The organism is uncultured Aliiroseovarius sp., from assembly GCF_947492455.1.
In the GTDB taxonomy this organism is placed as follows: Bacteria; Pseudomonadota; Alphaproteobacteria; order Rhodobacterales; family Rhodobacteraceae; genus Aliiroseovarius.
Genome location: NZ_CANLNB010000002.1, coordinates 607,638 through 620,582, shown reverse-complemented (window position 1 = coordinate 620,582; position 12,945 = coordinate 607,638). Strand labels below are relative to the sequence as shown.

The following is a 12,945-nucleotide window of genomic DNA, read 5'->3' as shown; positions in this document are numbered from 1 at the left end:
CCTCAAAGTTCTGCTAACGATATAAAAAAATATACGAGGCAGGCATGAGGGAACCTTTGGTTTTGATCCCGGGGATGATGTGCGACGCACGCGTTTTCGGACCGCAAATCAACGACTTATCACGCGACCACACAGTGATTGTGGCCGCACCCACGCAAGGCGACACCGTCCGCGAGATGGCGTCGCGTTTGCTGGATCAACTGCCTTCGCGTTTTGCGTTGGCGGGGCTAAGCCTTGGCGGGATCGTCGCGATGGAGATGGCGCGTCGCGCGCCCGACCGGGTGAACCGGCTGGCGCTGATCTCGACCTCGCCCTTGGCAGACACGCCCGCGCAGGCCGCGTGGCGCGAGCCGCAGATCGTGCACGCCAACATTGGTCGGCTGGATCAAGCGATGTCCGAGGCATTCTCGCCCAATGTTCTGGCACCCGGCCCCAAGCGGGACGAAATCATGGATTTGGTGTTTCAAATGGCCCGCGATATCGGGCCCGAGGTCTTCGTGCGCCAGTCCCGCGCGCTTCAACGCCGTCCAGACGCGCAGCGCGCGCTGCAGCGGTTGAAGGTGCCGACGATGGTAATGTGTGGGGCGCATGACACGCTGACCCCACCCAAGCGCCACGAGACCATGGCCGAACTGATTCAAGACGCCGAGCTGGTCATCCTGCCTGATGCAGGGCACCTGCCGACACTCGAAACGCCCGAGCATGTGAATATCGGTTTGCGCGCATGGATGGAACTGCCATTGCAGCTGAGGGTCCGCGCCATTGCGTGATGCCTGACCCCAAGGCATGAAAAAACGCGCCATGCCGGTGGGCAGGCGCGTTTTTCAGTGTTTGTCGCGGTTGGCTTAGCCGGCGGCTTTCTTCACAGCCTTCAAAGCAACCGGCTTGCCCTTCTTTGCAGCCTTCTTCTTCGCTGCCTGCGCGGCGTGGCGTCCGGCATTCTGGTCAATGAAGTCCAGAACCAGCGGGCGAATGTTGTTGCGCCAGCTTTTGCCCGCGAAAATGCCATAGTGACCGGCACCTTCCTCCAGGTGGCTGGCCTTTTTGTCGTCCGACAGGCCGGTCAGTAGGTCCAGAGCAGCGATACACTGGCCCGGGGCGGTGATGTCGTCTTTGGTACCTTCAACGGTTTTCACGGCAACATCGGTGATCTTGCCGATGTCGATCTTATGGCCGTCGACCACGAATTCGTTCTTCGCGATTTCACAGTTTTTAAACAGACGTTCGACGGTTGACAGATAGAACTCGGCGGTCATGTCCATAACAGCCAGATATTCATCATAGAAACGGTTGTGTTTGTCGTGGTCCGAGGCTTCGCCCTTGGCGACGCGCATGATCTGGTCGGCAAAGGCTTTCGAGTGGGTCTCGGAGTTCATCGACATGAAGCCGGCAAGTTGCAGCAGGCCCGGATAGACCATGCGGCCCGCGCCGTCATATTTAAAGCCAACGCGCTGGATCGCCAGTTCTTCCAACTGACCCATGGTCACGCGACGACCAAAGTCGGTCACGTCGGTGGCGGCAGCGTCCGGATTGATCGGGCCACCGATCAGGGTCAGGGTCTGCGGCTGTGCTTCAGGGTCAATCTCGGCCAGATAGGCGGTGGCGGCCAGCGTCAGCGGGGCCGGTTGGCACACAGCCACGACGTTGATGTCCGGGCCAAGGGCGCGCATGAAGTCGACAAGATAGAGGGTGTAGTCTTCGACGTCGAACTTGCCTTCGCTGACGGGGATGTCGCGGGCATTGTGCCAGTCGGTGACATATACTTCGGCGTCGGGCAGAAGGCTGGCAACGGTCGAGTGCAGCAGCGTTGCATAGTGGCCCGACATGGGGGCAACCAGCATCACGCGGCGCGCTTTTTCCGGACGGCCCAGAACTTTGAACTGGATCAGGTCACCAAAGGGACGCTCAACCAGCTTCTCGATCTGCACCACATGATCACGCCCGTCTTCGGCCACTACGCTGGTGATGCCCCAGTCGGGCTTCACAATCATACGGTGAAAGCTGCGCTCGGTAACTTCGCCCCAGGCGGCCATCATTTGAAACACAGGGCTGGGGAACAATGCTGTCGCCGGGTAGGAACCCATCGCTGCGGCCGTGGCTCCAAGCCACTGATTCGTATTCCGGATGGTCTCCATCAGGTCGTAGGTCGCCATATAGCGCATGCACAATCCCCTAATTAGCCTTTGCTTTTTCGGTGCTGCGTTTGCATAGTCCTTAACACATGCGGTTTTTGATATGCTGCAGTAGCGAAATGATAGGGGGGAATTCGTCTTATGACAACTGATCAAAAAGAAACTTCGGCAGGATTGGTGCCGGATACCAGCGAATTGGGCGCGAATCTTGCTAAGATTGAAGAGCTGTCCACCCGTCTGGGCGAGATCATGTCACACCGAAAACCCGTACGTCCCAGCCTTCAGGGCCCGGGGCAGGAGTTCTATATCAAGGCCGCCAATTCGATGTGGTCTGACATGATGGCGAACCCCGCCAAAATGATCGAACAGCAGGCCGCCTTCTGGGGCAAAACGCTGGAGCACGCCGTCGAAGCACAATCCGCCCTGATGTCTGGCGATTTCAAAGCCCCCGAAGACACCGGCCCCAAGGATCGCCGTTTTTCGAACCCCCTATGGGAAACGCATCCTTACTTTAACTATCTGAAGCGTCAGTACCAGATCACCTCGGGGGCGATGACCGAAGCTCTGAACGGTGTGGAAGGGCTGGACGACGACGAACGCAAGCGGCTGGACTTCTTTACGCAGCAAATGATCGACATGATGAGCCCGACCAACTTTCTGGGCACCAACCCCGACGCGATGGAACGCGCGATCGAGACGAACGGTCAGTCGCTGGTCGATGGGCTGGAGAACCTCGTATCAGATCTGGAAGCCAATGACGGCGAGCTTTTGGTCAAGCTGGTCGACGAAAGTGCCTTCGAGGTCGGTGGCAACATCGCAACCACACCGGGCGAAGTCGTCTATCGCAACCGCATGATCGAGCTGATTCAATACACGCCCACGACCGAAAAGGTCTATGCGCGGCCTCTGATCATCTTCCCGCCCTGGATCAACAAGTTCTACATCATGGACCTGAAAGAACAGAACAGCCTGATCAAATGGATCGTTGATCAGGGCTATACGCTGTTTGTTGTCAGTTGGGTCAACCCGGATGCTACATATAGTGATGTAGGGTTGGGGGATTACGTGGAAGACGGCTATATGGCTGCGATCCGCGAGGTGAAAGCGATCACAGGTCAGCAGAAGGTAAACGTTGTTGGCTATTGTATTGCGGGCACCACGTTGTCCCTGACGCTGGCGCTGATGAAGAAGCGTGGCGACAAGTCGGTGAACTCGGCCACATTCTTTACCACGCTGACCGATTTCGCGGATCAGGGCGAGGTTGGTGTGTTCCTGGATGAGGATTTCGTCGACGGAATCGAAGAAGAGGTGACCGAACGCGGTTATCTGGATAGCTTCTTCATGTCGCGCACCTTCTCGTACTTGCGCCCAAATGACCTGATCTATGGTCCGGCAATCAACAGCTACATGCTGGGTAAGACGCCACCGGCCTTTGATCTGCTCTACTGGAATGGCGATAGCACCAACCTGCCAGCCAAGATGACAGTCGAGTATCTGCGCGGGCTGTGTGTGGGCAACGAATTCGCCGAGGATGGATTTAACCTGCTGGGTGAAACCCTGAAGCTGTCGGATGTCGAAACTCCGATCTGCGCCATCGCCTGCGAGACCGATCACATCGCGGCGTGGAAGTCTTCTTATAATGGGATGCGGCAGATGTCCGGTAAGGACAAGACGTTCATCCTGTCTGAAAGCGGCCATATTGCAGGGATCGTGAACCCGCCGTCGAAGAAGAAATACGGGCACTACACCAACGATGATTGGCTTGAGGTGCCCGAAGACTGGCAGCAAGGCGCCAGCTTCCACGAGGGATCGTGGTGGGGCCGTTGGGACAAATGGTTGTCGAAGAAGTCCGGCAAGAAGGTCGATGCGCGCGAGCCCGGTGATTCGTCGCACAAGCCAATTGCGCCGGCACCCGGCACCTACGTAAAGGCGGTTCCGGGCACTTAGAGCCGTCTAAAGACTTGGAAACCAACAACTTAAAAGTGTTATATGCTGCAGTGCAGAAAAAACTTGATTTGCTGCGCTGCAGCATGCATATTGTTCCCAGAAACAGACCGGCGCATCCTCCCAGCGCCCCCGCTACTCTAGGAGCTTTAAAATGACTAAGACTCAAGACTACACCAAGATGTTCCAAGACATGATGGCCAACTTCCCGATGGACATGTCGATTGCTCAAGACGCTTTCAAAAACCAGGCCGCCCTGGGCGAGAAAATGTCGAAAGTAGCCCTGCAGGCTGCTGACAAATCGGCCGAGATCTCGACCAAATGGACCAAAGAAACCCTGGCCAAAATGGGTGACGTTGCTGCTGCCAAAGACGAAGCAACCGACTACACCAAAGCCATGACCGACTTCGCTTCGGCTCAGGCTGAACTGGCTGCTGAAAACATGGCTGCTTTCGCTGAAGTTGCTAAAAAAGTTCAAGCTGAAACCGTTGAGCTGATGATGGCTGCCGGCAAAGAGCTGGGCGAAGAAGCTCAGGCTGCAGTTAAAAAAGCAACCGACGAAGTTTCGAAAGCTGCCAAAAAGGCAACCTCGAAATAAGTAAGGATATATGCCGGAGCACTCCTCCCCCCGGCAACTTCCTGAAGGACGGGTCATTGACCCGTCCTTTTCTTTTTGAGGGTTCCGCACGGAATTTGAGCAAAAGTCTTGCCTTTACGCCCCGCGCTGTTAGGATTTTGCAGTGCAGAAAGACAAATTTCTGCGGGGAGGTAACATGAACAAGTCTCAGGACGCGCTGCTGATCAAGCGATATGCAAGCCGGCGGCTCTATAATACGGAAACGTCCGATTACGTCACCTTGGACGACATTGCGGGGTTCATCCGTGATGGGCGCGAGGTGCAGATCATTGACCTGAAATCCGGTGATGACCTGACGCGTCAGTATCTACTGCAAATTATTGCGGAACACGAAAGCCGCGGCGAAAACGTCTTGCCGGTGGATGTGCTGACCGATCTGGTCCGTTCCTATACCACGCAGGCCCAAAGCATTGTGCCGCAGTTTCTTGCGGCCAGCTTCGAGATGCTGCGTGATGGTCAGTCGAAGATGATGGAAAATTTTGGCGGCATCGGCAATCCCATGGCGAACATGCCGGGGTTCGAGGCCATGCAAGCCCAGCAGGAAGCCTTCATGAAAGCGATGATGAGCGGCTTCTCCGGATCTTCGGGACCAACGCAGGATAGCGAAACGGAAGCGAAGTCAGGTGATGCCGACGAGCTGGATAAGATAAAGAAGCAATTGGTCGAGCTTCAGTCGAAGCTGTCTAAACTCAGCTAAGACAAACGTCACTGACTAAATGGAAAAGCCCGGCACAGACCGGGCTTTCTTCGTTTCGCGTAGTACTTAACGGCTTAGTAGGTCCGGATCAGCCCGACCAGCTTACCCTGCACTTTCACCTGACCTTCAGGCAAAAGGCGGGTTTCATAGGCAGGGTTTGCCGCCTCAAGCGCGATCATATCGCCGTTCTTGCGGTAGCGTTTCAGCGTTGCCTCGTAGCCATCAACCTGTGCAACCACGATGTCGCCATTGTCAGCTTGATTGGTTTCGCGGATCACAACGACATCTCCGTTGTTGATCCCGGCGTCAATCATCGAGTCGCCTTTCACTTCAAGCGCATAGTGGCGTCCGCCAGAACCCAGCATCGCGCCGGGTACAGACACATGTTGTGCCCCATCGGTGATGGCTTCGATCGGCTCGCCTGCAGCAATCCGGCCCAGAAGCGGAAGCTCGTTCACGCCGAGCGCGTCCAAGGGCATCGCGGTATTTGGCGTGCTTTCAGGGCGTCCACCTTCAACCACCCGCGGTTCGAACCCGGCACGGCCGCCAGTTTCCATGGTCTCGGGCAGTTTTACGATCTCGATCGCGCGGGCGCGATGGGCGAGGCGGCGGATGAAGCCGCGTTCCTCAAGCGCTGTGATCAGGCGGTGAATGCCGGATTTGGAGCGCAGGTCCAGCGCCTCTTTCATCTCGTCAAAAGAGGGGGATACCCCATCCTTTTGCATACGCTTGTGGATAAATTCCAGAAGTTCCAACTGCTTGCGGGTCAGCATCTGCGTTCCTCCATCCTCGTTTGCGGGGCGAAAGGAGACATTTTCGACCTTCAGCCCAAGGCCCTCGTCGCGGGGCGTTCAAGTTCTGTTCTATCCATGTTCTCTTTTTGTGTCAACTGCGGGCCGATGTGCGGCCACAAGGGTCAGATCGGCAGATACTCAACCTGCGCACCGGCTTCCAGCGCGGGCGCTGAAACCGAGCGCACCAGCAATGCGTTGGCTTGGGCCAGCACGCTCAGAAGGGCGCTGTCTTGGCTGTCGAAGACAGTGATTTCGCCATTCTCAACACGGGCACGCATATAGTGTTCGCGGGGGCCGTTCGGGCCGATATTGGCAGCAAGAGCGGCGTGGTGACGGGGCGCGGCCGCTTCACCCAGCCCCTGCATGGCGCGCAGGGCTGGAACAAGGAACACATGGCCGCAAACCATTGAGGACACAGGATTTCCGGGCAGGCCAATCATCACCGCATCGCCCATCCGTCCGGCCATCAGAGGTTTCCCCGGGCGCATCAGGACTTTGTAGAAGCTCTGATCCATGCCCATCTCAGCGGCCACATCTCCAACGATGTCGTGATCTCCGACCGAGGCGCCGCCGATCGTGACGATCAGGTCCGCATCCGCCGCCAGATCCAACGCGGTGCGCAAGCTGTCAGCATTGTCGCGCGCGATGGGGAGCATGCGAGCGTGGCCTCCGTTCGCTTCGATCAGGGCTTTCAGGCCGAAACTGTTCGAGGCGATAATCTGATCTGGACCCGGCTCCTCGCCGGGCATGACCAGTTCGTCCCCTGTGGCCAGAAGGGCCACTACAGGTTTGCGGGACACGGTCAGGGTGGGCACGTTCATCGCCGCAGCCAGCGCCAGATCGGCAGGCGTCAGAACTCGGGGCGCAGGGATCGTGTCACCGGGTTTGAAATCGGCACCCGCCGGACGCACATGCGGGCCTTTGTCCAGCTTACGGGCCAGCGTGACCAGATTGCCTTTGCGGGTCACATCTTCCTGAATGATGACGCGATTTGTGCCTTCGGGCAGGGGGGCGCCGGTAAAGATGCGCACGCATTCTCCGGGGCCGACGCGGCCATCGAATCCATGCCCGGCAGCACTTTCGCCAATCACGCGGAACATCGCTTCGGGGTCGGCTTCCACGCCGTTCAGAGCGTATCCATCCATCGCCGAGGCAGCGAAGGGCGGTTGCAGGCGGGTGGCAGTGACAGGGGCGGCAAGGGCGCGGCCTGCGGCCTCGGCCAGCGGCACCTCTTCGGTTCCACAAGGCGTGACCAGCTCAAAGATTGCGTCCAACGCCTCGTTCACCGTGATCATCAGTCTGCCTCGTATAGTCCTGATTTCCCGCCTTCCTTGCGCAGAAGGCGAATGCCCGTGATTTCCATGCCCTTCTCGGCCGCTTTCAGCATGTCATAGACCGTCAGGCAGGCAGTCGACACGGCGGTCAGGGCCTCCATTTCCACGCCGGTCTGGCCGCCGGTTTTCACCGTGGCGGTGATACGCACGCCGGGCAAGTCAGGCTGGGGTTCAAGCTCCAGCGCGACCTTGGTGATCGGCAGCGGATGGCAGAGCGGGATCAGGTCGGACGTCTTCTTGGCCCCCATGATCCCGGCCAAACGCGCAATGCTCAGCACGTCACCTTTCTTGGCCGTGCCCGAGGTGACGAGCGACAATGTTTCGGGCGTCATGCGCACGAAGCCTTCTGCTAGCGCAACGCGATCGGTTACAGCCTTGTCCGAGACATCGACCATATGGGCCTGTCCCTCGGCGTCGAAATGGGTCAGGGGGCTATCGCTCATGCGGGCACCGGATTGGCGAGGATGGCGCGGGTGGCGGCCTCGACATCGTCTTGACGCATCAGGCTTTCGCCGATCAGGAAGCTGCGGGCGCCGTGCGCGGCCATGTCGGCCAGATCCTGCGGGGTGAAAAGGCCACTTTCGCAGACCAGATGACGCTCAGACCCGGCCAGTTTCGACAGGCGACGGGTGGTGTCGAGCGAGGTCTCGAAGGTCTTCAGGTTGCGGTTGTTCACGCCCAGAAGCGGCGACTTCAGGATCGTCGCGCGTTCCAGTTCTTCTTCGTCATGCACTTCGACCAGAACGTCCATGCCCCAGGAAAAAGCTGCGTCTTCAAGCTCTTGCGCTTGGCTGTCTTCGACCGAAGCCATGATGATCAGGATGCAGTCGGCCCCCAAAGCGCGCGCCTCGGCGACCTGATAGGTGTCATACATGAAGTCCTTGCGCAGCGCGGGCAGCGACACGGCAGAACGCGCGGCGACAAGGAACTCATCGGCGCCTTGGAAGGATGGGGCGTCAGTCAAAACGGACAGGCACGAAGCGCCGCCGGTCTCGTAGGCTTTGGCGATCGCGGGCGGATCGAAATCCGGGCGGATCAGGCCCTTGGACGGGCTGGCCTTCTTGACCTCGGCGATCAGGCCATAGCCGGTCTCGGCGTCTTTCATCAGGGATGCTGCGAAGCCACGGGTGGGGCTTGCGGCGCGGGCGGCGGCCTCGACCTCGGACAGGGGGCGGGCGGCTTTGCACGCGGCCACATGTTCGAGTTTGTAGGCTTTGATTTTATCCAGAACAGTGCTCATGCGCTGGTTCTAGCGCGGGCAGGGGGCGGATGGAAGGCGGAATGCGTGCAGGATTTGCGCGAAGGGCATCGACCGTCCGTCGGGTGGGCGTATAACGCCCGCCCGGTGGGGGCGGACGGGCGTTGCCCGGCGTGCCGCCGGGCGAAAGGTTTATGCTGCCGAGGTTAGGGCGGCCAGCGCCTCGATCTTGGCTTTCGCCGCACCGCTGTCGATGCTTTCGGCGGCCATCTCGACGCCGGATTTCAGATCGCCCACCTTGTCGGCCACAATCAGTGCGGCGGCGGCGTTGAACAGCACCGCATCGCGATAGGCGGAGGGCGCACCATCCAGCAGTGCGCGGAAGGCGACGGCGTTCTCGGCGGGCTCGCCGCCAAGGATCGAGGCCAGCGGGTGCACCGGCAGGCCCGCGTCCTCGGGGTGGATTTCGCGGGTGTGCACTGCGCCATCCTCGACTGCGGCCACGGCTGTCGTCCCGGTGATCGAGATCTCGTCCATCCCCTCGGACCCATGCACCAGCCATGCTTTCTCGGACCCAAGCGCCAACAGCGTCTCGGCCATCGGGTGGATCAGGTCAGCGGCAAACGCGCCGGTCAGCTGGCGTTTCACGCCTGCGGGGTTGGTCAGCGGACCAAGGATGTTGAAGATCGTTTTGCAGCCCATTTCCTGACGGACTGGCATGACGTGTTTGATCGCCGGGTGGTGCATCGGGGCCATCATGAAGCCGATCCCGACCTCGTTGATCGCGCGTTCGGCAACGTCTGCGCCGACCATCACGTTCACGCCCATCTCGGTCAGCGCGTCCGCAGCACCCGATTTCGACGACAGGTTGCGGTTGCCATGCTTGGCAACAGTCACGCCAGCACCCGCCACAACGAAGGCCGTCGCGGTCGAGATGTTCAGGGTGCCCAACGCGTCGCCGCCAGTGCCGACGATGTCCATCGCACCCTCAGGCGCGTTCACCGCGTTGCACTTGGCGCGCATGACGGCGGCAGCGGCGGAGTATTCCGCAACGCTTTCCCCGCGCGTGCGCATGGCGGCCAGCAATGCACCCATCTGGGCAGGCGTGGCGCGGCCTTCAAACAGCTCTTCAAATGCATCTTCGGCCTGTCCGCGCGACAGCGGGCCTTCGGTGGCCGCAAAAATCAGAGGTTTCATCGCGTCGCTCATGCCGCCACCTTTGTTTTCTTCAGGAAGTTTTCCAGCATCGCGTGGCCGTGCTCGGACCGGATGCTTTCGGGGTGGAACTGCACGCCCTCGATCTCAAGCTCTTTGTGGCGCAGGCCCATGATCAGACCGTTGTCCAGCTCGGCCGTAATCTCAAGGCAGTCGGGCAGGGTGGCGCGATCCACCACCAGCGAGTGATAGCGCGTGGCTTGCAGCGGCGAGGGCAGTCCTTCGAACACACCTTTGCCTTCGTGCAGGACGGTGCCCATCTTGCCGTGTACGATTTCAGGCGCGCGGACGACATCGCCGCCGAACGCCTCGCCAATCGTCTGGTGGCCAAGGCAGACACCAAAGAGCGGTACCTTTGCTTCGGCGGCAGCCAGCGTCAGGGGCAGACAGATGCCCGCCTGTGCCGGATCACAGGGGCCGGGGGACAGCACGATCCCATCCGCGCCCATGCCCATCGCCTCTTGCACATCCAGCGCATCATTGCGCCGCACAACCACATCGGCCCCAAGCTCGCCAAAGTAATGGACGAGGTTGTAGGTAAAGCTGTCATAGTTATCGATCAGCAGGATCATCTCGCGGCCTTTCGCCAAAGTTGTATCAGAAGGGGTTACGTAACGCCCTTGTCGGGCTATACATGGTCTAGGCAAGCGCCGAGGGTCAAGAGCGGCGCGGGATCAATCGAGTATTCAGGGGGTAAAAGCCATGGCAAAAGGCTTCCTTTCAGGCGTAATTGTGGGCGGAGTTGTCTCGGCAGTCGGTTTGGCGTTCGTGTCACCGATGTTGCCACCCATCAAGACGACCCCTGCGCCAGTTGTCCAGATCGAGGCACCGACCCCGACAGAGGCCCCTGAAGTTGTGGAAGCACCCGCTGAAGTTACTGCGCCCGAAGCCGAGGCCGCACCCGTTGCTGAGGTCGCAGAAGAGCCTGCGGTTGAGGAAGAGGCCGCACCCGCTGCGCCGGTGGAGGCCCCAGAAACGCCAACCGCAGAAGCGGTTGAAGATGATATGGCCGAAGACGCGGTTGAAGAAGATACGCCCCCCGAGGGCAACGCGGTCGAGACCGACACCCCCGTCGTTGAACCCGAAGACGACGCACCAGAAGTCGAAGAACAGCCTGAACCCGCAGCACCTGAAGCCGAGACCTCTGACGCCGAAATCGTAGAACCCCAACCCGAGGCCGCCGCCCCTGAAGTGGCCGAAGCCATCGCACCTGCTCCCCAAGACCCCGAGGTGACCACAGATCAGCGCAGCGGCTTTGGCACTGCGGTGGCCCCTCTGACAGATCAGGCGCCCGGCGTGACCACCAATCGTCTGCCCAGCATTGGCACGGACGACGCCGCAGAAGAGGGACCCGTGATCGATCTGGCGCAGCCGCTTGAAACGGCGCTGCTCGATCTGTCTTCGTCGCCTATGGCGATCGAGCGCAACGCGGTTCCTGCGTTGGACCTTGGGGGACGTCCTTTGATGGCGGTTGTGCTGAAGGATATGGGGCCAGAGCGCACCAAGCTGGAAGGCTTCGACAAGCTGCCTTTCCCGGTTAGCGTCATTCTGGATGTCACGGCGCCCGATCTGGACGATGCCATCGCGTTCTATCGCGCGGCTGGGGCCGAGCTTGTGATGCAGGCGGATCTGCCGCCCAACGCGACCCCAACGGACGCCGAGGTGAACCTGCAGGTCCAACAGCCCAAGCTGGACATGGGGGTTGCCGTCTATATGGCGCCCGACAGCGGCTTTCAGACCAACGCGCCCCTGTCACGTCAGGTGTCGGAAATTCTTGTGGCATCTGGTCACGGCCTGATCACTCAGCCCGAAGGGTTGAATACCGGCCATAAGAACGCGTTGAAAACCGGCGTTCCGGCTGGGGTGGTGTTCCGTGATTTGGATGGAAACGGGCAGGACAACAAGGTTATCCGCCGCTTTCTGGACAACGCAGCCTTCAAGGCGGATCAGCAAGACGGCGTGATCCTGATGGGCCGCGCGGTGCCGGAAACGCTGGCGGCTCTGGTCGAGTGGAGCGTGGGCAACCGTGTCGGCTCGGTCGCGATGGTGCCGGTATCCACGGTGCTGCTGGGCGGTTCCTGATCAGGCGCGCGGAATGTCAAAGCCGGGGGCGGCCAGTGTGAAGCCCTCGAATTGAAATCCCGGTGAAACGGTGCAGCTGACCAGCGTATAGGCTCCGGTCGTGCGCGCTGCTTGCCAGTGATCCTTTGGCACGATGATTTGCGGGGCCTGTCCCGCTGCAAGGTCGGGGCCAAGCATGTGGTCAGTGGCGGGGCCTTCGTCGGTCTTAGACATCGACAGCACCAAGGGCGCGCCTGCGTGATACAGCCAGATCTCGCCTGCATCGACCCGGTGCCAATGGCTTTGCTCACCCGCTTTCAGCAGGAAATAGATACAGGTGCCGCTGGGGCGCCCGTCGGCATCCGTATCCACCCATGTCTGGCGATAATGCCCACCTTCGGGATGCGGGGCGAGGTCGAGGTGCTGAATGATCTGGTCTGGGGTCATGGGGCAGGACTATAGCCTTTCGACGGATACGCGCCATCTGCAATTTGTGGTAAAATCCGGCCCATTCACGAGTGGCCGAGGCAGGGCAGGGACCTATCATCCATTTCCAATCAGGAGGTTGATATGTCTTTTTATCTATTTCGGGGCCGCTACAGCACGGACAGTTTGCGTGCGCTTGTCGACAAGCCGCAGGACCGCGAAGCCGCGGCTGGGGCGATGATCGACAGCATGGGGGCCAAGTTGCATCACCTGTTTTTCTGTTTCGGAGACGATGATGTCGTGGCGCTGATCGAAGCGCCGGATGACGAAACCATGGCCGCTTGCGCCTTGGTGGTCGGGGCGTCGGGCATGATGTCTGGCGGGTCCACGACCAAGCTGATGACCAGCGCAGAGGCGATGAATGCGATGAAGGCCGCCGCCAGGGGGCGTGCCAGCTATCAAACCGTATGATGCAAATGAAATACTGAGCGGGGAGGCAAGGTGCCC

At 59.8% G+C, this 12,945-nt stretch carries 14 protein-coding genes; 6 read left to right on the top strand and 8 right to left on the bottom strand.

The window, feature by feature from the left end; genetic code table 11:
• Positions 1-44: 44 nt before the first annotated feature.
• Positions 45-770: an alpha/beta fold hydrolase gene (locus Q0677_RS06470; RefSeq protein WP_298907325.1), complete on the top strand. Its 726-nt coding sequence runs from the start codon at positions 45-47 to the stop codon at positions 768-770.
• 75 nt (positions 771-845) lie between these two features.
• On the opposite strand, the gene phaZ is transcribed toward Q0677_RS06470, so the two are convergent.
• Positions 846-2,162 carry a polyhydroxyalkanoate depolymerase gene (phaZ, locus tag Q0677_RS06465; RefSeq protein ID WP_298907322.1) on the bottom strand — a complete coding sequence of 439 codons (1,317 nt, stop codon included), beginning with the start codon at positions 2,160-2,162 and terminating at the stop codon, positions 846-848.
• Between the two features lie 111 nt (positions 2,163-2,273).
• On the opposite strand from phaZ, the gene phaC reads away from it, so the two are divergent.
• From phaC to phaR, 3 genes are all read left to right on the top strand, one after another.
• Positions 2,274-4,079 carry a class I poly(R)-hydroxyalkanoic acid synthase gene (gene phaC / locus Q0677_RS06460; RefSeq protein WP_298907319.1) on the top strand — a complete coding sequence of 602 codons (1,806 nt, stop codon included), beginning with the start codon at positions 2,274-2,276 and terminating at the stop codon, positions 4,077-4,079.
• A 151-nt stretch (positions 4,080-4,230) separates the two neighbouring features.
• On the top strand, positions 4,231-4,674 hold the full coding sequence (locus tag Q0677_RS06455; protein ID WP_133486283.1) for a phasin family protein: 444 nt from the start codon (positions 4,231-4,233) through the stop codon (positions 4,672-4,674).
• A 175-nt stretch (positions 4,675-4,849) separates the two neighbouring features.
• Complete coding sequence (gene phaR / locus Q0677_RS06450; RefSeq protein ID WP_298907314.1) at positions 4,850-5,410, top strand: polyhydroxyalkanoate synthesis repressor PhaR; 561 nt, start codon at positions 4,850-4,852, stop codon at positions 5,408-5,410.
• A 74-nt stretch (positions 5,411-5,484) separates the two neighbouring features.
• Here the strand turns inward: phaR and lexA are convergent, their stop codons facing one another.
• The 6 genes from lexA to Q0677_RS06420 form a co-directional block, all read right to left on the bottom strand.
• Positions 5,485-6,183 (bottom strand): transcriptional repressor LexA, encoded by a 699-nt coding sequence (gene lexA, locus Q0677_RS06445; RefSeq protein ID WP_298907312.1) that lies wholly within the window; start codon positions 6,181-6,183, stop codon positions 5,485-5,487.
• 143 nt (positions 6,184-6,326) lie between these two features.
• Positions 6,327-7,499: a gephyrin-like molybdotransferase Glp gene (glp, locus tag Q0677_RS06440; protein WP_298907309.1), complete on the bottom strand. Its 1,173-nt coding sequence runs from the start codon at positions 7,497-7,499 to the stop codon at positions 6,327-6,329.
• The gene (moaC, locus tag Q0677_RS06435) at positions 7,499-7,981 is read right to left on the bottom strand and encodes a cyclic pyranopterin monophosphate synthase MoaC (RefSeq protein WP_298907308.1); all 483 of its coding nucleotides are present in this window, start codon (positions 7,979-7,981) and stop codon (positions 7,499-7,501) included. Before moaC ends, glp begins: the two co-directional genes overlap by 1 nt.
• Positions 7,978-8,778 (bottom strand): indole-3-glycerol phosphate synthase TrpC, encoded by an 801-nt coding sequence (gene trpC, locus Q0677_RS06430; protein ID WP_298907305.1) that lies wholly within the window; start codon positions 8,776-8,778, stop codon positions 7,978-7,980. Before trpC ends, moaC begins: the two co-directional genes overlap by 4 nt.
• 150 nt (positions 8,779-8,928) lie before the next feature.
• Positions 8,929-9,945 (bottom strand): anthranilate phosphoribosyltransferase, encoded by a 1,017-nt coding sequence (trpD, locus tag Q0677_RS06425; RefSeq protein ID WP_298907302.1) that lies wholly within the window; start codon positions 9,943-9,945, stop codon positions 8,929-8,931.
• The gene (locus tag Q0677_RS06420) at positions 9,942-10,523 is read right to left on the bottom strand and encodes an aminodeoxychorismate/anthranilate synthase component II (protein ID WP_163035433.1); all 582 of its coding nucleotides are present in this window, start codon (positions 10,521-10,523) and stop codon (positions 9,942-9,944) included. The genes trpD and Q0677_RS06420 overlap by 4 nt, the downstream gene beginning before the upstream one ends.
• A gap of 130 nt (positions 10,524-10,653) precedes the next feature.
• On the opposite strand from Q0677_RS06420, the gene Q0677_RS06415 reads away from it, so the two are divergent.
• Positions 10,654-12,033, top strand: a complete 1,380-nt coding sequence (locus Q0677_RS06415) for a polysaccharide deacteylase family 2 protein (protein ID WP_298907297.1) — start codon at positions 10,654-10,656, stop codon at positions 12,031-12,033.
• Here Q0677_RS06415 and Q0677_RS06410 read toward each other — a convergent pair whose 3' ends face one another.
• Positions 12,034-12,459 (bottom strand): cupin domain-containing protein, encoded by a 426-nt coding sequence (locus Q0677_RS06410; protein ID WP_298907294.1) that lies wholly within the window; start codon positions 12,457-12,459, stop codon positions 12,034-12,036.
• Positions 12,460-12,582: 123 nt separating this feature from the next.
• Between Q0677_RS06410 and Q0677_RS06405 the strand changes: the two genes are divergently transcribed.
• Positions 12,583-12,909 (top strand): GYD domain-containing protein, encoded by a 327-nt coding sequence (locus tag Q0677_RS06405; protein ID WP_298907291.1) that lies wholly within the window; start codon positions 12,583-12,585, stop codon positions 12,907-12,909.
• Positions 12,910-12,945 lie beyond the last annotated feature (36 nt).